This window comes from Aquincola agrisoli, from assembly GCF_036621135.1.
Taxonomy (GTDB): domain Bacteria; phylum Pseudomonadota; class Gammaproteobacteria; order Burkholderiales; family Burkholderiaceae_C; genus Aquincola; species Aquincola agrisoli.
In genome coordinates this window covers 43,839-62,883 of record NZ_JAZIBG010000049.1, presented here as the reverse complement: position 1 = coordinate 62,883, position 19,045 = coordinate 43,839, and the positions used below count along the sequence as shown (strand labels likewise).

The 19,045-nt window shown below is 71.3% G+C and carries 19 protein-coding genes; 16 read left to right on the top strand and 3 right to left on the bottom strand.

The features are described from left to right. Positions 1-42 precede the first annotated feature (42 nt). Positions 43-510, top strand: coding sequence for a Crp/Fnr family transcriptional regulator (locus tag V4F39_RS23085; RefSeq protein WP_332292411.1), 468 nt, complete (start codon positions 43-45; stop codon positions 508-510). 27 nt (positions 511-537) lie between these two features. Here V4F39_RS23085 and V4F39_RS23080 read toward each other — a convergent pair whose 3' ends face one another. Then, the gene (locus tag V4F39_RS23080; protein ID WP_332292410.1) at positions 538-2,535 is read right to left on the bottom strand and encodes a cation:proton antiporter domain-containing protein; all 1,998 of its coding nucleotides are present in this window, start codon (positions 2,533-2,535) and stop codon (positions 538-540) included. Between the two features lie 92 nt (positions 2,536-2,627). Here V4F39_RS23080 and V4F39_RS23075 point away from each other — a divergent pair, with 92 nt between their 5' ends. From V4F39_RS23075 to V4F39_RS23060, 4 genes are read left to right on the top strand one after another with little or no spacing between them, the layout of a single operon-like run. After that, positions 2,628-3,632 (top strand): KpsF/GutQ family sugar-phosphate isomerase, encoded by a 1,005-nt coding sequence (locus tag V4F39_RS23075; RefSeq protein ID WP_332292409.1) that lies wholly within the window; start codon positions 2,628-2,630, stop codon positions 3,630-3,632. Further along, a complete protein-coding gene (locus V4F39_RS23070) occupies positions 3,632-4,210 on the top strand; it encodes a KdsC family phosphatase (protein ID WP_332292408.1) in 579 nt (192 codons plus the stop codon). Before V4F39_RS23075 ends, V4F39_RS23070 begins: the two co-directional genes overlap by 1 nt. Positions 4,211-4,233: 23 nt before the next feature. Continuing rightward, the gene (gene lptC, locus V4F39_RS23065; RefSeq protein WP_332292407.1) at positions 4,234-4,896 is read left to right on the top strand and encodes an LPS export ABC transporter periplasmic protein LptC; all 663 of its coding nucleotides are present in this window, start codon (positions 4,234-4,236) and stop codon (positions 4,894-4,896) included. After that, complete coding sequence (locus V4F39_RS23060; RefSeq protein WP_332292406.1) at positions 4,893-5,687, top strand: SDR family oxidoreductase; 795 nt, start codon at positions 4,893-4,895, stop codon at positions 5,685-5,687. The genes lptC and V4F39_RS23060 overlap by 4 nt, the downstream gene beginning before the upstream one ends. A 104-nt stretch (positions 5,688-5,791) precedes the next feature. On the opposite strand, the gene V4F39_RS23055 is transcribed toward V4F39_RS23060, so the two are convergent. After that, entirely contained in the window at positions 5,792-6,286 is a 495-nt protein-coding gene (locus V4F39_RS23055) for an RNA-binding regulator (RefSeq protein WP_332292405.1), read from the bottom strand. 212 nt (positions 6,287-6,498) lie between these two features. Between V4F39_RS23055 and V4F39_RS23050 the strand changes: the two genes are divergently transcribed. The 7 genes from V4F39_RS23050 to V4F39_RS23020 all read left to right on the top strand — a co-directional run bounded on the left by V4F39_RS23050 (position 6,499) and on the right by V4F39_RS23020 (position 14,456). Further along, positions 6,499-7,431, top strand: a complete 933-nt coding sequence (locus V4F39_RS23050; protein ID WP_332292404.1) for a hypothetical protein — start codon at positions 6,499-6,501, stop codon at positions 7,429-7,431. A gap of 25 nt (positions 7,432-7,456) precedes the next feature. Next, positions 7,457-8,098, top strand: coding sequence for a MarC family protein (locus V4F39_RS23045; protein WP_332292403.1), 642 nt, complete (start codon positions 7,457-7,459; stop codon positions 8,096-8,098). Beyond that, on the top strand, positions 8,099-10,153 hold the full coding sequence (locus tag V4F39_RS23040; RefSeq protein WP_332292401.1) for a sensor histidine kinase: 2,055 nt from the start codon (positions 8,099-8,101) through the stop codon (positions 10,151-10,153). A 181-nt stretch (positions 10,154-10,334) separates the two neighbouring features. Further along, entirely contained in the window at positions 10,335-11,093 is a 759-nt protein-coding gene (locus tag V4F39_RS23035; protein ID WP_332292525.1) for a sulfite exporter TauE/SafE family protein, read from the top strand. Between the two features lie 140 nt (positions 11,094-11,233). Then, entirely contained in the window at positions 11,234-12,058 is an 825-nt protein-coding gene (locus V4F39_RS23030) for an HDOD domain-containing protein (protein ID WP_332292400.1), read from the top strand. 119 nt (positions 12,059-12,177) lie between these two features. After that, positions 12,178-12,813 carry a YbhB/YbcL family Raf kinase inhibitor-like protein gene (locus V4F39_RS23025; RefSeq protein ID WP_332292399.1) on the top strand — a complete coding sequence of 212 codons (636 nt, stop codon included), beginning with the start codon at positions 12,178-12,180 and terminating at the stop codon, positions 12,811-12,813. Between the two features lie 35 nt (positions 12,814-12,848). Then, positions 12,849-14,456 (top strand): thioredoxin family protein, encoded by a 1,608-nt coding sequence (locus V4F39_RS23020; protein WP_332292397.1) that lies wholly within the window; start codon positions 12,849-12,851, stop codon positions 14,454-14,456. Between the two features lie 34 nt (positions 14,457-14,490). Here V4F39_RS23020 and gstA read toward each other — a convergent pair whose 3' ends face one another. Continuing rightward, positions 14,491-15,099, bottom strand: coding sequence for a glutathione transferase GstA (gene gstA / locus V4F39_RS23015; RefSeq protein ID WP_332292396.1), 609 nt, complete (start codon positions 15,097-15,099; stop codon positions 14,491-14,493). 87 nt (positions 15,100-15,186) lie between these two features. Between gstA and V4F39_RS23010 the strand changes: the two genes are divergently transcribed. The 4 genes from V4F39_RS23010 (at position 15,187) to V4F39_RS22995 (ending at position 19,043) form a co-directional block, all read left to right on the top strand. After that, a complete protein-coding gene (locus tag V4F39_RS23010) occupies positions 15,187-15,552 on the top strand; it encodes a glutaredoxin (RefSeq protein ID WP_332292395.1) in 366 nt (121 codons plus the stop codon). An 88-nt stretch (positions 15,553-15,640) separates the two neighbouring features. Then, positions 15,641-17,104, top strand: a complete 1,464-nt coding sequence (locus V4F39_RS23005; protein WP_332292393.1) for an alpha/beta fold hydrolase — start codon at positions 15,641-15,643, stop codon at positions 17,102-17,104. Continuing rightward, complete coding sequence (locus V4F39_RS23000) at positions 17,101-17,862, top strand: ABC transporter ATP-binding protein (protein ID WP_332292392.1); 762 nt, start codon at positions 17,101-17,103, stop codon at positions 17,860-17,862. Before V4F39_RS23005 ends, V4F39_RS23000 begins: the two co-directional genes overlap by 4 nt. After that, positions 17,859-19,043 (top strand): ABC transporter permease, encoded by a 1,185-nt coding sequence (locus tag V4F39_RS22995; RefSeq protein WP_332292391.1) that lies wholly within the window; start codon positions 17,859-17,861, stop codon positions 19,041-19,043. Before V4F39_RS23000 ends, V4F39_RS22995 begins: the two co-directional genes overlap by 4 nt. The last annotated feature ends 2 nt before the right edge of the window (positions 19,044-19,045 follow it).

Below are 19,045 nucleotides of genomic sequence, written 5' to 3'. Positions count from 1 at the left end.
TAATTGCCGCTGGTTCATGACCGGTCGATGCTGGAGCAGACGATGGATTTGAGTGCGCTGATGGAGGCGGTTGCCACGCTGAATTCGGAGGACGCTTTTGGCCCGCGCCTGAGCCCCGAAGCCTGGCAGGCGCTCGAGCCGATGCTCACTCGCCACGAGGTGCGTGCCGGCGAACTGCTGCTCAAGCAGGACGAGCTCGACCGGACGATGTATTTCCTGGAGCGTGGCAGCCTGCAGGTGTTTGTCACGCGCAGCGCGCCCGGCACCCACCGCGTGGCCATCCTGCGCGCCGGCTCGGTCGTCGGCGAGGCGGGCTTGTTCGGCGAGACGCCCCGCATGGCCAATGTCGAAGCGATGAGCAACTGCGTGGTCTGGGCGTTCAGAGCGCCGCGGCTGGACGAGCTCTCGGCCCGCCACCCTGCGCTGGCGCTCGAGGTGGTGCGCGGCGCCGCGGCCGTGCTGGCCGCCCGCATGCGGGCCAACCTGGAACGTGCGGTCCCGGTGAGCTGATCGCGCGGCGCGCGGGGTCGAGGCGCGTCAGCCCTTCAGCAGTTTCTCTTCGGCGAGCGAGAGGGCCTCCGGCAGGCCGGCCAGCACGAGCGTATCGCCGGCGCCCAGCACCAGGCCTTCGTCGGCGCGCACGACCTGGCCCGAACCCAGCCGCACCGACACCACCTCCACGCCCACCGCGTGCAGTGCCAGTTCACCGAGCGACCGGCCGAGGCTTGCGGCCGCCGCCGGCAGGCTGACGGTCAGCAGCCTGGCCTGCTGGCGCTCCTCCACACCGTCGTCGTCCGCGCCGTGGAAGTAGCCGCGCAGCAGGCCGTAGCGTTCGTTGCGCGCGTCCTGCGTGAGCCGGATCACCCTGCGCATCGGCACGCCCACCAGTGCCAGCGCGTGCGATGCCAGCATCAGCGAGCCTTCGATCGCCTCGGGCACGACCTCGGTGGCACCGGCGTTGCGCAGCAGTTCGAGGTCGGTGTCGTCGATGGTGCGGATCACCACCGGCACCTTGGGTGCGTGCTCGCGTGCCAGCCGCAGGATCTTCAGCGCGGAGGCGGTGTCGTGGTATGTCACCACCACCGCGCTGGCGCGGGCCAGGCCGGCTGCCATCAGGCTGCGCAGCTTGGCGGCATCGCCGAACACCACGCTCTGGCCTGCCGCCGCCGCCTGTCGCACGCGGTCGGGATCGAGGTCCAGCGCCATGTAGGGGATCTTCTCCGGTTCCAGCAGCCGCGCCAGGTTCTGCCCGCTGCGGCCGTAGCCGCAGATGATCACGTGCGCCTCGCTGTGGATGGATTTCTTGGCGATGGTGGTCAGCGCGGCGGCCTGCATCAGCCAGTCGGTCGACGACAGGCGCATCACGATGCGGTTGCTGTACATCACGATGAAGGGTGTCGCGATCATCGACAGCACCATGCTGGCGAGGATGGGGCTCTCCAGCCGCGGCTGCAGCAGCTCGTGCTGCCTGGCCAGCGCCAGCAGCACGAAGCCGAACTCGCCCGCCTGCGCGAGGTACAGGCCGGTGCGCAGGGCCACGCCGGCAGGGGCACCGAACACCCGGGCCAGCACCGTCACGAGGGCGAACTTGAACAGCACCGGCAGCACCGCCAGCGCCAGCACCAGGCCCCAGTGCGCGGCGACCAGCGACATGTCGAGCTTCATGCCGATGGTGATGAAGAACAGGCCGAGCAGCACGTCGTGGAAGGGCCGGATGTCGGTCTCTACCTGGTGCTTGTATTCGGTCTCCGCGATCAGCATGCCGGCGATGAAGGCGCCCAGCGCGAGCGACAGGCCGAAGTGCTCCGTCAGCCAGGACAGGCCCAGTGTGACGAGCAGCAGGTTCAGCACGAACAGTTCCGGGCTCTTGCGCCGCGCCACCAGCGTGAGCCACCAGCGCATGGCGCGCTGGCCGCCCACCAGCAGCACCGCCAGCAGCACGCCCGCCTTGGCGGTGGCGAAGGCCAGCTCACGCAGCAGCACCTCGGGCGACGCGCTCAACGCCGGGATCAGCACCAGCAGCGGCACCACGGCCAGGTCCTGGAACAGCAGCACGCCCATCACGCGCCGGCCATGTTCGGTTTCGAGCTCCAGCCGCTCGGCCATCAGCTTGCCGAGGATCGCCGTGCTGCTCATGGCCAGCGCCCCGCCGAGCACGACCGCGGTCTGCCAGCTCAGGCCGGAACGCTTGCCCAGCAGCATGAACACCAGCGTGAGTGCCGCGTTGCCCGCCACCGCCGCCACCATGGTCAACGCGACCTGCGACAGGCCCAGCCCGAAGACCAGCGTGCGCATGCTGCGCAGCTTGGGCAGGTTGAACTCCAGGCCGATGACGAACATCAGGAAGACGACGCCGAACTCCGCCAGGTACGACACGCCGCCGGCATCTTTCGCCAGCGCCAGCGCGTGGGGCCCGATGACCACGCCGACCACGAGGTAGCCCAGCATCGGCGGCAGCCTCATCGACCGGCAGGCCACCACGCCAGCCACCGCAGCAACGAGATACAGCAGGACCAGTTCGAGCGTAGAAGCCATGCGGCGAGGGTGGATCGCAAGCCCCATGCCTGCCAACCTAGAATGCCCGATCCTAAGTGAGCGCCCGGAAAAAACGGGCTGACGAGGATCACGTGACTGCCGATCCCACCACGGGTATTTCTTCCTTCGATCCGCAGCGCGCACTGGCCCTGGCCGCGGACACGTTCCAGAACGAAGCAGAGGCCTTGCTGGCGATCCGAGCGGGGCTGGATGCGTCCTTCGCCGACGTCGTGCGCCTGATGCTGTCCTGCAGGGGCCGCGTGGTCGTGATGGGCATGGGCAAGAGCGGCCACGTGGGCCGCAAGATCGCCGCCACGCTGGCGTCCACCGGCACGCCGGCGATGTTCGTGCACCCCGGCGAAGCCAGCCATGGCGACCTCGGCATGGTGACGCTGCAGGACGTGGTGATGGCCATCTCCAATTCGGGCGAGAGCGACGAGTTGAATGTCATCGTGCCGGTGCTCAAGCGGCTCAACGTGCCGCTGGTGGCGATGACGGGCCGGGCGGGCTCGACCCTGGCGCGCCACGCCGACCATGTGCTGCTGTGTGCCGTCGAGCGCGAAGCCTGCCCACTGAACCTGGCGCCCACCACGAGCACCACCGCGCAGATGGCCATGGGCGACGCGCTCGCCGTGGCGCTGCTCGATGCGCGGGGCTTCCACGAGCAGGACTTCGCGCGCTCGCATCCCGGTGGCGCGCTCGGCCGCAAGCTGCTCATGCACGTGCGCGATCTCATGCGCTCGGGCGACGACCTGCCGCGCGTGGCACCCGACGCCCGCTTCCTTCAGATGCTCCATGAAATGAGCGCCAAGGGCCTCGGCTTCACCGCCGTCGTCGATGCCGAGGACAGGGTGCAGGGCATCTTCACCGATGGCGACCTGCGCCGGCTGATCGAGCGCGGCACCGACCTGCGCGCCTTCCACGCGGGCGACGTCATGCACCGCCAGCCGCGCTGCGTGCGTGACGACGTGCTGGCGGTCGAGGCGGCGGCCGTGATGGAGCAGCACCGCGTGACCAGCGTGCTGGTCGTCGATGCCCAGGGGCGGCTGGTCGGCGCCATCAACAGCAACGACCTGATGCGCGCGAAGGTCATCTGATGCAGATCGAACCCCAGCTTCGCTTCCCGCCCGAACTGCTGCTGCGGGCCCAGGGCACGGGCCTCGGCATGAAGGCCGCGGTTTTTGACGTCGACGGCGTGCTGACGGACGGGCGGCTCTACATCGCGGAGTCCGGCGAACAGTTCAAGGCGTTCCACAGCCTCGACGGCCATGGCCTCAAGCTGCTGGCGCAGGGCGGCATCCTGCCGATCATCTGCACCGGGCGCGATTCCCCCGCGGTGCGCCGGCGCGTGGCGGACCTCGGCTTGTCGCACGCGCACTATGGCGTGAAGGACAAGCTCGCCGTGGTGCAGCGCGCGATCGACGAGCTGGGGATCGCCTGGCCCGAGGTCGCGGTCATCGGCGACGACTGGCCGGACCTGCCGCTGCTGGTACGTGCCGGCTTTGCCTGCGCACCGGCCAATGCGCATGCCGAAGTCAAGGCGGCGGCGCACCACGTCAGCGCCTTGCAGGGGGGTGAAGGGGCAGCGCGCGAGCTGTGCGACCTGCTGCTGATGGCCAGCGGCGCCTATGCCCGCCTCCTGCATGGCCACCTGACCACGCTGGACGCCGCCTGAGCCGGCCGCGTACCGTCGGATCGATGGAGCTTCCCCTGCTCGGGCCCTCGCCGCCGCCGGACGGCGGCCTGCCGCGCATGCCGTGGCACTGGCGGCTGCGCGAGGCGTTGTCCGCCTACCTGCCGCTCTTGCTGATGGCGCTGCTCGTGCTGGCCACCTGGTGGCTGGTCAAGAACACGCCCGGCGCGCCGCCCGAGGACAAGGCCGCGGCCGTGCGCCATGATCCGGACTACACGATGCAGCAGTTCACGCTGCAGCGCTTCGGCGACGACGGGCGCCTGCTGGTGCAGGTCGAGGGCGATCAGCTGCGCCACTATCCGGACACCGACACACTGGAGATCGACGCCGTGCGCATCCAGGCCTTTTCAGCCGACGGCTCCGTCACCCATGCCACCGCCCGCCGCGCATTGAGCAATGGCGATGCGAGCGAGGTACAGCTGCTGGGCGGTGCGCGCGTCGACCGCAGCGCGACGCGCGCCGGGGTGCCGGCCATGCAGTTCGAGGGCGAGTTCCTGCACGCCTTCCTGCGTACCGAGCAGCTTCGCTCGCACCTGCCGGTGCTGCTGCGTCAGGGCAGCAGCGAGATCCGGGCCGGCGGCATGGAATACAACCACCTGACGCAGCAGACGACCTTCAAGGGGCCGGTGCGCGCGCGGTTCGTGCCTGCCGGAAGGCCAGCACGGTGAACGCGCGCCAGGGCGGCGTGGGCCAGCTGGCCTACATCACGGGCGCGTCGAGCGGGATCGGCCAGGCGCTGGCTCAACGCTTCTACCGCGCCGGCTGGCGGTTGGCCCTGGTCGCACGCCGTTCAGAGGAAGTCGTCCGTTGGGCGACCGCGCAGCAGCTCGCGGCGGACCGCTGCTCGGTGCATGCCGCGGATGTGCGCGACGTCGACAGCATCGTTGCAGCTGGCCAGGCCTGCCTGGCGCAGCAGGGGCTGCCGGACGTGGTGATCGCCAATGCGGGCATCAGCATCGGCATGGAGACGGCGATCCGCGCGGACCTCGAGGTGATGCGCGCGACCTTCGAGACCAACAACCTGGGCATGGCCGCGACGTTCCATCCGTTCGTGCAGGCGATGTGCGATCGGCGTGCCGGCACCTTGGTTGGCATCGGCAGCGTGGCGGGCATCCGAGGCCTGCCAGGCCATGGCGCCTACTGCGCGAGCAAGGCTGCCGTGACGAGCTACTGCGAGAGCCTGCGGGGCGAATGCAGGCCCCACGGCGTGAAGGTCGTGACGCTCGCCCCGGGCTACATCGATACGCCGCTGACGAAGCGCAATCCGTATTCGATGCCGTTCCTGATGGCGCCCGAGGATTTCGCCGATCGGGCATTCGAGGCCATCGAACGAGGCGTGAGTTACCGCGTCATTCCCTGGCAGATGGCCGTGATCGGCAAGTTGATGCGCATGCTGCCCGATGCGCTGTTCGACCGGGCCGTGGCCGGGCGCGCTCGCAAGCCTCGGCAGGCTGGCTGAGCCGACTGCAGCCCCAAACGCAAAAAGGCGCCTATGGGCTGCAAGCCCATCGCGCCTTTCATGCCTGACGTCAGTGGAGGGCCCTTGGACCAGGGCCCGAGCGATCAGTAGCCGCTGCTGCCGCCGCCGTAGCCACCACGGCCGCCGCCGCTGTAGCCGCCACGGCCACCACCGCCGCCGCCATAGCCGCCACCACCACCGCCGCCGTAGCCGCCACGGCCGCCGCCGCTGCCGTAGGGGCTGCGGCCACCGCCGCCACCGCCACCGTAGCCGCCGCCACCGCCACCGCCACCGCCACCACCGTAGCCACCGCCGCCGCCACCACCGCTGCGGAAGCCGCCCGGACGCTCTTCGCGGGGGCGGGCTTCGTTCACGACGATCGCGCGGCCTTCGAGGGCCTGGCCGTTCATGCCGTTGATGGCCGATTGCGCTTCCGCATCCGAGCCCATCTCGACGAAACCAAAGCCCTTCGAGCGACCGGTTTCCCGATCCATCATGACCTTGGCCGACGTGACGGTGCCGAATTGGCCGAACGCGTCCTGGAGGGATTCATCGCGCACGCTGTAGGCGAGGTTTCCGACGTAAAGCTTGTTTCCCATGGGGAAGACCTTCCTTCAATCACTTAACACCATGTGGAGCTTCAACCCGTCGTGAAACATTCAAGCGAAGGCGCCGCATCCAATCTTGGAGGGCGCAAGGTTAACAAATAACTTCGCGAAAATGCGCAAGCGTTCGCTTGTCAAGTGTTGTTTTCTGGATGACGCACCAATGAGGGGTTCCCCCTGGGACCGGCGGCTATGATCCCCTTGCCATGAACCTATTAGCGCGCCGAGATCCGTTGGCGGCCCTCGGGCGCCTGCTGGGCAGCGTCGAGGCCGTGCGCAACGGCCGTGCGCTGTTTGCGCTACTTTTGACCTTCAGCACCGCCGGGCTGCTGCTGGCGATGGCCGGCGCCTCGCTCGCCCGCGACGACGGTCTGTGGACGGTCCTGCAGGCGGGCGCAGCGCTGACCGTCGCCTTCTACGGCAGCAATGCCACGGGCCTGCTGCTCATGGACCAGGCGCGTGGCCTGCCGGTGCGCGAAGTGGCCGATGCCTTCCAGCACGCACTGCGCAGTGCGCACCGGCTGCTGGTGGTGGTGGTGCTCGTCTCGCTGCTGGTCGCGGCGTTGGTGGCCGCGGTGTCGGCCGGGCTGTTCGTGGCACGCCTGCCGGTGGCCGGGCCCTTCGTGTTCGCGCTGGTGGTGCCCGCGGGCGTGCTGCTGCTGGGCCTGGGGGCCTTGGTGCTGGCCGGTGTCGTGGGGCCATTGGCGGCGCCCGCGGTGTGGTCGGGCCGCTCGGTGCGCTCGACGCTGCGCTTGTTGTTCGTCCAGGCCCGCGAGCGGCTGCTCTTCATGGCGCTGCTGATGTCGGCGCTCGGCGCTCTGACGGCGGCCGTCGCCGCCTTGTCGACCTTCGTGGTGGTCACCGGGGGCCGGATCGTCGCCGCGCTGGCGGTGCTGGTGACGGGTGTCGATGTGCCTGCCCAGCAGCTGATGGCAGGCCTCTTCGGTTTCGGCCTGCGCAGCCTCGGCCCGGCCGGGGCGCCGGTGACGCAGACGCCGCACGGCGTGGGCGCGCTGGTGGGGGGCGGCATGGTGTTCGTGCTGGCCCTCGTGGTACCGGGGCTGGTCTATCTGCGCGGCGTGTGTGCGCTGTATCTGTCGGTCGCGGAAGACGACGAGCCCACGGACATGCCGGTGTAACCACTCGTATACGATCCTTGTCTCCATGGATCTCTTGAAACCGCTCATCGCATTGCTGGCGATCGTCAATCCGATCGGTGCGGTGCCGTTCTTCATCACGTTCACGCAGAGCTTCTCGCGTGCGCAGCGGCTGCGCACGATCCGCGTCAGTGCCTTCAGTGCGTTCTGCGTGGTGTCGATCAGCGCGGTGGCCGGGCTGAAGATCATCGAGTTCTTCGGCATCAGCATCGCGTCGTTCCAGGTGGGCGGCGGCACGCTGCTGTTGATCAGTTCATTGCAGATGCTGAATGCGCAACCCGCCGAAACCAAGCCGAGCGACGTGGCCGAAGGCACGGAGAAGGCCGATGCGGGTGCCAGCATCGCGGTGGTGCCGCTGACGGTGCCGCTGCTGACGGGCCCCGCGACGATCTCCACCATGGTGATCTACGCCGAGAAGACGCGGTCGATCGTCGAGCACGCGGTGCTCGTCGGCTACGGCGTGGTGATCGGCATCGCGACCTTCATCGTCTTTTCGGCGGCCGGGCGCATTGCCCGGGTGCTGGGCCGCACGGGCATCAACGTGATGACGCGGCTGATGGGGCTGATCCTGGCCGCGATGGCGGTCGAGCTGTTGGCCGACGGACTGGTCAAGCTGTTCCCGGTCCTCGCGTCGCACGTGGCACGCTGAGTGAGCCCGTTGCCCCATCCGCGCGCGCTGGGCCGGCTGAAAGCCCAGCAGCCAGGCGGCGATGCGACGACGATGCCCGCGAGCGAGCTGCTCGCGGCGGGCGGCGACATGGTCGACACCATCGTCGACCCACGCCTGCACCCCGAGCCGGCGGCCGCACCAGCGCCTGCCGGGGCGGCCCGCGGCCCGCTGCCCATTGCCGGCTTCGTGGCGCTCGCGGTGCTGATGGGCGGCCTCAGCTGGGCGGCGATCGCGGGCGATCTGCCATCGGACGTCCGCCTGGCGCTGTGGATGGCGATCGGCCTGTCGTGGCTCGTGCTCGCCTTCGTGCTGCAGCGGCTGCTGCACCGGCTCACGTCGGCGGTCGATGCGGTGCGGCGCTTCGCGGAGCTCCTGCGCACCGACGACCTGCCCGGTGCGATCCTCGCGTTGCGCGCGGACACGACCCGCGGCGTGCCTGCGCTGCATGCCGCGTCCGGCGAGGTGCAGCACCTGCTCGGCGAACGTGAGCGCCGCTGGCATGCGCGGGTGCGGCTGTCGGGCGACTGGTACTGGGAGACCAATGCCGAGATGCGCATCACCTGGGTCTCCGAGGACCTCGCCTCGCACCTGAAGCTGGGCATGGAGCCGCAGCAGCTGCTCGGCCACACCTACGACATGGTCCCGTTCTTCCTGCCACCGGAATCCGGCTGGGCGGAGTTCATCGCGTGCATGCGGCAGCGGCGGCCGTTCCGCGACGTCGAGATCGAGGTGAGGCGTCCCGGGCGGTCTCCGGTCTGGATCGGCCTGACCGGCCGTGCGCGGCGTGACGACGAGGGCTACTTCATCGGCTACGAGGGGGTGGGGCGCGACATCACCGAGCAGCGCCTGGCCTTCCGCCGCCTGCGTGCCAGCGAGCGGCGCTACGCGGTGATGACGGCGCTCTCGGCCGACTGGTACTGGGAGACCGACGACCAGCATCGCTTCACCGAAGTGGGCGCCATCGTCGGCGAGCTGCTCGGCGATGCCGGGTCCCGCCGCTTCATCGGCCGCACGCGGTGGCACGCCTACGCCGATGGCGCGAGCGAGGAGGACTGGCAGCGCCATCGCGACGACCTCGACGCCCATCGTCCATTCGGGAGCTTCGAATATGCGGTGCGCGTGCCGGGCCGCAGCGTGCGCTGGGTGTCGGTGAGCGGGCAGCCGCGGCATGACGAGCAAGGCCGCTTCGTCGGCTACCAGGGCGTGGGCCGCGACATCACCCTGCGCAAGCGCACGGAGAAGCTGCTGCTCACACGCAATGCCGAACTCGAGCGCCAGGTGGCCGTGCGCACGGCGGCGCTGGAGCAACACAACCGCGACCTCGAGGCCTTTTCCCGCCAGCTCGCACACGAGCTGCGCACGCCGATCGGCCATGTCGTGGGCCTGGCCGACATGCTGCGCTCCCGTGCGTGGGAGCGGCTCGCCGACGACGAGCGCGAGTGGCTGATGATGCAGGGACGTGCCGCGCGCGAGATGTCCCACACCGTCACCGCCCTGCTGGAGCTGGCGCGCTCGGGCTCGACGCCGCTGGTGCGCGAACTGGTCGACCTGAGCGCGCTGGCACGCAGCGTGATCGGCGAGCTCCCCTGGATCGAGCGCGAGGTGCCGGTCGAGTGGCAGATCGAGCCCGGGCTGCAGGCGCACTGCAGCGCGCCGCTGGCACGCGTGGTCCTGGTGAACTTGCTGGGCAATGCCGCCAAGTTCACGCGCGATGTGCCGCTGCCGTTGGTGCGGATGACCTCGCACGGCGAGCCGGGCGTGTTCGTCGTCCAGGACAACGGCGTCGGATTCGATGCCAAGCGTGCTGCGCGGCTGTTCCATCCCTTCCAGCGTCTGCATCCCAGCGAGCAGTTCCAGGGCACGGGCCTCGGCCTCTCGATCGTGCGCCGAATCGTCGAGCGGCATGGCGGTTCGGTGAGGGCGGAAGCGGTCGTCCAAGGCGGTGCGCGGTTTTTCTTCAGCCTGGGCCCGGGTCCAGCGGGGCCCCCCCACGCGGGGGAAAGTACCAATGACGGTCTGTTCCGCGCAACATAGAGTGCGGTTCTCGCAGCGAGGCGGTCCCAGACCGTTCCATCGCTGAACGGGGGACTGAGGAGACATCAGACGCCAAGATCCACAAGATAATCCTGACCCCACCAGTATTGGTGAGTGCGTCAAATTTGCAAGCGCCGGCCCAGCCGGCGCTTTTTTCTTGTGGGCGGGTGGTATTTGCATGTTGGATTTGTTGTTGGCCGCCATGGCATCGGCCCTGGCCGGTTTCATCGACGCGATCGTCGGCGGCGGCGGCCTCGTGCTGCTGCCCGCGATGTTCGCGATCTTTCCTTCGGCGCCGCCGTCCACCTTGCTCGGCACCAACAAGGGCGCGGCGATCTGGGGCACCGCGTGGGCGAGTGCGCAGTTCGCGAGGCGGGTGAGCCTGCGGTGGGGCGCGCTGGCGCCCGCGATGGCGGCGGCCCTGGCGGGCAGCTTCGCCGGGGCGTGGGCGGTGACGCTGGTCAGTGCCGACGGGCTCAAGCGGGCGCTGCCGTTCGTGCTGGCCGCGGTGCTGGCCTACACGGTGGTCCGCAAGGACCTCGGCCGCACGCACGAGCCGCGCTGGCAGGGGTCGGCGGAGCGGCTGGTGACGTCGGCGATCGGCCTGGTCATCGGTTTCTACGACGGGTTCTTCGGCCCGGGCACGGGCAGCTTCTTCGTCTTCCTGTTCGTGCGTCTGCTGGGCTACGACTTCCTCCATGCCTCGGCCAGCGCCAAGCTGCTCAACACGGCCACCAACGGGGCCGCGCTCGCGCTGTTCGCCTGGAAGGGCCACGTCTGGTGGCATGCGGTGGCCGTGATGGCGACGGCGAACGTGCTGGGCAGCCTGCTGGGCACGCGGCTGGCGCTGAAGCACGGTGCCGGCTTCGTGCGCGGCGTGTTCATCGCCGTGGTGTCGCTGCTGATCCTGAAGACGGGCTACGACGGGCTGGTGCGCTGACGCGAGGCGCGGGCGCATGCCGCGCCGAGCGCGGAACATGTCGGGAAAGGCCTGCCTGTTCCGACGTGCGGCGCCGCACCGCGGGCGCTAGCATGCCGGCAGCCCTTTCTCCTTCGGACGGCCGCCGCGCCGCAGCATCCATGCCCGTCGATTCCGAACTGCGCAGCCTTGACATCGACATTCCCGCCCAGCCCGAGTCGCTGGTCCGTCTGTCGCTGCTGCTGGCGGACGACGAGATCAACCTGGCGGCCGCGGCCGAGCTGATCGAATCCGACATGGCGCTGGCCGCCGCCGTGCTGAAGGCGGTCAACTCCTCGCTCTACGGCCTGAAGGGCCGGGTGCAGACCGTGATGCAGGCCGTCCAGTACCTCGGCATGCGCGAAGTGGCGGCCATCACCTTCGAGATGGGCCTGCGCGCCGCGTTCCCGCCCAACCCGCTGCTGGAGCCGGTGTGGCAGCGGGCGGCACGCCGTGGCCTGCTCATGGGGCGCATGGGGCAGTTCCTGGGGGTCGATGCCTGGGCGGCGCATTCGGCCGGCCTGTTCGAGGAGTGCGGCAAGGCCGTGCTGCTGCGCCATGCCAGCGACCACTACGCCGCCATGCTGCGCGCGGCGCCGAACGACGTCGACCTGCGGACGCTGGAGCGTGCCGGCTTCGGCGTCAGCCACGACGCACTCGGTGCGGCCTTGTGCGAAAGCTGGGGCCTGGGCGCACCGTCGGTGGCGAGCGTGCGGCACCACGTCTGCGTGCAGGCCGGCGAGCCGATGCCGCCGCACCTGCCCCGTCCGGCCGTGCTCGCGCTGTCCGCCGTGGCCCATGCGCTGATGTCCTCGCCGGACCTGCTGGAGGAAGTGGTCGCCCAGGTGGCGCCCCAGGTGCCGCTGGACGACACGTTGATGCTCCGCGCGGCGCGCAAGGTGGGCGAGCAGCTCGCCGAGCACGACGCCGCCGTCGCCGGGCGCTGAGCGCGTCGGCCACGTCCGACACGCAAATCCGCCTGGCGGTGCTGCCCAGCGCCGCCGCCGGGTTGTCCACTGGGAATGCTGGCCACTGCGGCCGCCGCCTCCGAACCAGGACACCCGCGATGCTCGAAAACCTCCCCGGGGCCGTGGGCCACGTGCTGCGCCATCAGCGCGCCGGCCTCGACCAGATCGTCTTCCACCAGACTCCGTTGCGCCCCGGCATGGCGGCGCTGGAAGTGGGCAGCCTGGCATTTGCAGACCACGCGCCCATCCCGGCGCGCTACACCGCCGACGGCGAAGGCCTGTCGCCGCCCTTGCACTGGCGCGGCGTGCCGGCCTCGGCCGCGAGCGTGCTGCTGATCGTCGAGGATGCGGATGCGCCGACGCCGCATCCCTTGGTGCATGCCATCGTCGTCGACCTGGCGTGCGACGCATGCGCGCTCGCCGAAGGGGCGCTCGACAGCCCTGACCACGACGGCACGGGCGTGCACAGCGGGCGCCACTCGCTGCTGGGCAGCGGCTGGCTGCCCCCCGACCCGCCGCCCGGCCACGGCACGCACCGCTACGCCTTCCAGGTGTTTGCGCTCGCCGCGGGCGATCCCTTCAGCGACAAGCCCGGGCGCGAGGAGGTGCTGAACGCGCTGGCCTCACGCGCTTTGGCCAGCGGCTGCCTGATCGGCACCTATGCGCGGCCCGACGGATCGCAGCCGGCCGATGCACCGGCGCCTGCCGTGGGGGGCCAGGTCGCGCCACAATGAGGCCGTCCGGCGGGCCGCCGGAGGAGCCTGTTGTCATGACGCTCTCGCCCTGCATCGCTCGCCGACCCTTACGTGCTTGGACGGCCGCGGCGTTGCTCGCTGCCGCGCTGACAGGGATGGCCTCGCACGCGGCTCCGGCCCTGCCGTCGACGCAGGTGGCGTGGCTGGCGGCCGCCACGGACGACGACATCGAGCGCGCGCTGGCGCAGGCCCGGGCGCAGAAGAAGCCGCTGCTGCTGTACTGGGGTGCAACCTGGTGCCCGCCCTGCAACCAGCTCAAGGCGACGCTGTTCAACCGGCAGGACTTCGCCGCGCAATCGCGCAGTTTTGTCGCCGTGCATGTCGACGGCGACCGGCCGGGCGCGCAGAAGCTCGGCAGCCGCTTCAAGGTGCGCGGCTACCCCACGCTGGTCCTGCTGCAGGCCGACGGCCAGGAGATCACCCGCTTGCCCGGCGAGGCCGATGCCGCCCAGGTGATGGCGCTGCTGCAAGCCGGGCTGTCGGGGGGCCGGCCCGCGCAGGAGGTGCTGGCGGCGGCCCGGGCCGGCCGCGCATTGCGCCGGGCCGAATGGCGGATGCTCGCCTTCCATGCCTGGGACCAGGACGACCCGCCGCTCGTGCCCGCGGCGCAGCGCCCGGCGGTGCTGGCCGACCTTTGGGCCCGCAGTGGCGCGGCGGATGCCGAGACGCGCATGCGGCTGCTCGTGAAGGCCTCGGCCGCCGGCGTCGGCGCTGCCGACGGCCTGAGGCCCGACCGCGCGCAGCGTGAGCAGCTGCTGGCGATGCTGTCCGATCCGGCCGCCGCGCGGGCGCAGATGGATGTGCTGGCGAGCCAGGCGCCCGGGCTGGCCCGCGTCCTGGGCGGCGACGGCGCGCCGCTGGCAGCGCCCGTCGATGCCGCGCTCGAACGCCTGCAGGCCGACACGGCGCTGTCGCGGGCCGACCGCGCGGCGGCGCTGATCGCCCGGGTCGCCCTGGCCCGGCTGGGGCAGCCGGCGGACACCGCCAAGCCGCAGCTGCCCGAGCCGCTGCTGCGCGATGTGCGGGCGGCCGTGCTGCGCCTGGACCACGACACGCGGGATCCGCACGAGCGCCAGGCCGTCATTCCGACGCTGGCCTACCTCCAGGCCCAGGCGGGCCTGTGGGCCGACAGCGATGCCCTGCTCCAGGCCAACCTGGCGCGCAGCCATTCGCCCTACTACCTGATGAGCCAGCTCGGCAGCAACGCCCGCAGGCAGGGCCGATCCGACGAGGCGCTGCAGTGGTATGCCAAGGCGTTCGATCGCAGCGAGGGACCGGCGACCCGGCTGCAGTGGGGGGCTGGCTACCTGTCCGCGCTCGTGGACCTGTCGCCCGGCGATGCGCGCCGCATCGAGCAGGTGGCTGCGCAGCTGTTCAGCGAGGCGGCCCGCGATCCTGCCGCGTTCCACGAACGCAGCGCGCGTTCGCTGCAGCGGGCCGGGCAGAAGCTCGCGGGCTGGGCGTCGGCGCGCAGCGAGGCGGGCGACACGTTGCGCCGGCTGGACCGGCAGCTGCAGGCCGTGTGCGCCGCACGCAGCGCGGCCGACGGCCAGCGAGCGGCCTGCGACGCGTTGGCGAAGCTGCTGGCGCCCGCGCCCGCGCCGGCGGCCGCACGCGGCTGATCCGGCACGGGCCGTGCCCGCCTGCGCGGCAGGCTCACTTCGACAGGCCTTCCGCGCGGAGCGCCGCCTGCACCGCCGGACGCTCGGCGACGCGGCTGAGGTAGGCCTGCAGGTGGGCCAGGCCGGAGATGTCCACGCCCACGTGCCGGGACCAGCCGGCGACGGTGAAGAGGTAGGCGTCGGCGACGCAGAAGTCGTCGCCCATCAGGTAGGGGCGGCCGGCGAGCTGGCCGTCGACCCAGGCGAGGCGCTGCGAGACACGCTCGCGGGCGATTTGCTTGGCCTCTTCCGGCATGTTCGGCATGAACAGCGGCGAGAAGCCCTTGTGCAGCTCGGACGAGATGAAGTTCAGCCACTCCTGCAGGCGGTAGCGGGCCATGGTGCCGTTGGCCGGTGCGAGCTTGCTGGCGGGCACGAGGTCGGCGATGTACTGGACGATGGCCGGGCCTTCGCTCAGCCGCGCGCCGTCGTCGAGCTCGAGCAGCGGTACGTAGCCCTTCGGGTTGATCGTGTAGTAGTCGGTGCCGTCCGCGAGCCGGTGCGTCTTGGTGCTGGCGAGCACGGGCTCGAAGGCGAGCCCGGCCTCGTGCAGGACGATGTGGGGCGACAGGGAACAGGCGCCGGGGCTGTAGTAGAGCTTCATGGGGACGGTTCCTCGGGGAAGCGGAAGGGGGCAGCGATGCTAGCGCCGCGGGCATGCGCTAACCTGCGTTCGCCAGGAGGTCTTGCCATGCCGCGCCCGCTGCTCGATGAAGCCCACGTCCACGCCGCCGTCCGCGAGGCGGTGGCCGGCTATCGGCATGCGTTCGTGGCGCAGGCGCAGGCCGCGGTGGCCGCCCATCCGGTGGTGGTGCTGGGCATGGCGCAGAACCCCTTCGTGCGCCGCGCCCGCCGCCTGCTCGACGAGGCAGGCATCACCTACCAGTACATCGAGCGGGGCAGCTACTTCTCCGGCTGGCGCGAGCGGCTCGCGTGGAAGATGTGGACCGGCTGGCCGACGCTTCCGATGGTCTTCGTGCGAGGCACCTTGGTCGGCGGAGCGTCGGACGTGCAGCGGCTGCTCGCCAGCGGCGAACTGCAGCGCCTGCTGGCGTGAGGGGTACGAGGCCCCGGCGCCGTCCGGCACACGTCGGCAGGCGGTGGGCGGCATTGCCCGCGCGGCTGCCCGCACAATCGGCCGCATCATGAAACGTCGGGGAAGGTCGAAGACGCTGGCTGGCGCATGCCTGGCCTGCGCCGCCGTGATGGGCGGCGCGGTGCAGGCGGCGCCGGTGCTGCAGCCGTGCCGGCTCGATGGCATCGAGCACGAGGCGCGCTGCGGCCGTGTCGAGCGTGCACTGGATCCGTCGCAGCCGGACGGGCCCCGCATCGCGGTGCACTTCGCGGTGCTGCCTGCGCTCGCACGCCATCGGCATCCGGATCCCGTGTTCTTCTTCGCGGGGGGGCCGGGGCAGAGCGCGATCGACCTCGCCGGCCCGGTGGCGGGCATGCTCGCGCGGTTCCGCAACCGGCGCGACATCGTGCTCATCGACCAGCGCGGCACGGGCCGCAGCGCGCCGCTGCGCTGCGACGGCGACGATGCGGTCGACGCGGCGCTCGCCCTCCCGCCCGAGGCGGGCGCGCAGCGGGCGCGGCTGGCCGCGTGCCGGAGCCGGCTGCAGGCGCTGCCCTACGCAGACCTGCGGCAGTTCACCACGGCCATCGCGGCGGCGGACGCCGATGCCGTGCGCGCCGCACTCGGCGCGGGGCAGGTCAACCTCGTGGGCGTCTCGTACGGCACGCGGCTGGCGCTGGCGTACCTGCGGCAGTTTCCAGGCCATGTGCGCCGCGTCGTGCTCGATGGCGTCGCGCCGCCCGACATGGTGCTGCCGCAGGCGTTCGCGGCCGATCAGCGCCGCGCCGTCGATGCGGTGTTGTCGGGTTGCGAAGCCGACCCGGCCTGCGCCCGGCGCCATGGCGGCCTGCGCGCCCGCTGGGCTGCCCTGCGCGGAGGCCCGCCACGCGAGTGGCCGGTGGTACACCCCGTGACGGGCGAGGTGGTGCGGCAACGCGTGACGGCCGAGGTGCTGGATGCCGCGGTGCGCGGTCCGCTGTATTCGCCCGCCCTGGCCTCCGCGTTGCCCGAGGCGATGGACGCCGCTGTGCGGGGCCGCCTGGAGCCGCTGGCCGGGCTGGCACATGCCGCGGCGGGGCGGCGCGGGCAGGGGGTGGCGATGGGCATGCACCTCTCCGTGGTCTGTGCGGAGGATGTACCGCGGCTGCCGCCGGCATCGTCCGATGAAGACGCCACCGTACGCAGCTACCGCGACGCCTGTGCGTCCTGGCCGCGCGGTGCCGTCCCGCCGGCCTTCTACACGCTGCCGGCCGCGACGGCGCCGGTGCTGCTGCTGTCGGGCGGCCTCGATCCCGTCACGCCGCCTCGCCACGGCGAGCGGGTCGCCGGGGCGCTGGGTGAGCAGGCGCGCCATGTGGTGGTGCCGCAGGCCGGCCACGGCGTGCTGGCGCTGCCATGCCTGCGGGAGGTGCTGTTCCGCTTCGTGGACACCGACGAGGCCACGGCGGCGGCGTCTGCGGTGGCGGCGGATGCGCAATGCGCGGCGGGTGTGCCGCGCCCCCCGACCTACCTGCCGATGGAGCCCCGCCGATGATCGAGGTGCAGGGCCTGCAGAAGCGCTTCTCCTCGGGCCGCGGCCGGACCGCGCGCCACGTGCTGGCGGCCGACGGTGTCGGGTTCGTCGCGGCGGACGCCTGCATCACCGGCCTGCTCGGCCCGAACGGCGCGGGCAAGACCACGACGCTGCGGATCGTGGCCGGCATGATCCCGCCCGACGCGGGACGCGTGCTCGTCGACGGGATCGATGTGGCGCGCGAGCCCCAGCGTGCACTGGGGCGGATGGGCGTGCTGAGCGATTCGCGCGGGCTGTACCCGAGGCTCACGGCGCAGGAGAACATCGTCTACTACGGCCGGCTGCAAGGCATGGCGCGGCCTGCCGCGCACCAGCGCGCGCAGGCGCTGGCGCAGGTGCTCGACATGGTGCCCCTGCTCGATCGCCGGACCGAAGGCTTCAGCCAGGGCGAACGCATGAAGACGGCGCTCGCACGCGCACTGGTGCACGATCCGCCCAACATCATCCTGGACGAGCCCACCAACGGACTGGACGTGCTGGCCACGCGCGCGCTGCGCGAGACGCTGCGCCGGCTGCGTGACGACGAGGGCAAGTGCATCGTCTTCTCGACGCACATCATGCAGGAGGTGCAGCGGCTGTGCGACCACGTGGTGCTGGTCTCGCACGGCCGCGCGGTGGCCCGCGGCACGGTGGCGGAGCTGATGGCGCAGACCGGTGGCAGCGACTTCGAGGACACGTTCGTGCAACTGGCTTTCACCGACGAGGAGCGGGCCCCGTGAGCGGTCCGGTCCGCCTGCTGGCCTCGGCGTGGGTCGTCTACGGCAAGGAGCTGCTGGACGCGTTGCGCGACCGCCGCACCCTGCTGACCGTGGTGCTGAGCTCGGTGGCCGTCGGGCCGGTGCTCTTGATCGTGCTGTCGGTGCTGATGGCCGACATGGAGCAGCGCGCGGAGCAGCGCGAGGCGCTGGTGGTCGGCATCGAACATGCGCCCCAGCTGCGCAACTTCATGGAGCGCCAGACCTGGCGCGTCCGCGCCGCGCCGGCGGACTACGAGGCCTTGCTCGCGCGCAGCCGCCTGGCCGACGCGGTGCTGGTGGTGGCGCCGGACTTCGAGAGCCGGCTGGCGCGGGGCGAGCCCCCGCGGCTGGAGATCGTCGTCAACGGCGCCAATCCTCGCTCGCAGGCCAGCGGCAACCGGCTGACGCGGCTGATCGGCGGATTCGCCAGCGAGCAGGCCACGCTGCGGCTGGCGATGCGCGGGGTGTCGCCGCTGGTGGCCGACGTGCTCGACGTGCAACCGCGCGATGTCTCCACCGCGCGCGGCCGGGCGGCGCAGCTGTCGGCCTTCGTGCCCATCCTCGTGCTGATGGCGGTGCTGTACGGCGCGCTGCCCGCCGCGCTGGATTCGACGGCCGGCGAGCGCGAGCGCGGCTCGCTCGAGCCGCTGCTGATGACCCCGCCGCGGCCGCTGGCGCTGGTGCTGGGCAAGTGGGCGGCGGTGGCCAGCGTGGCGATGATGGTGGCGCTGCTGAGCAGCTTCGGCTTCCTGCCCGCCCAGTGGCTGTTGCGCAGCGAGACGCTGTCGGCGATGTTCCAGTACGGCTGGGGCGAGGCGCTGATGTTCCTGGTGCTGCTGCTGCCGCTGGCCGCGGCCGTGTCGGCGGTGCTGATGGCGGTGGCGATCCGCTGCCGCAGCGTCAAGGAGGCGCAGGCCAATGCCACGGTGATCGTGCTGCTGGTCTCGGTGCTGCCCATGGTGGCGCTGTTCAACGACAGCGGTCCGCAGCCGTGGCAGCTCTGGGTGCCTGCGCTGGGGCAGGTGACGTTGATGAACCGCGTGCTCGCCGCCGAGGCCGTTCCGGTGGCCGACGTGGCGGTGCCGCTGCTGGTGTGCATGGTGCTGGCGGGGCTGGGCCTGCGGGACGTTGCCCGGCGCCTGCGACGCGCGGCGGTGCGGTGATG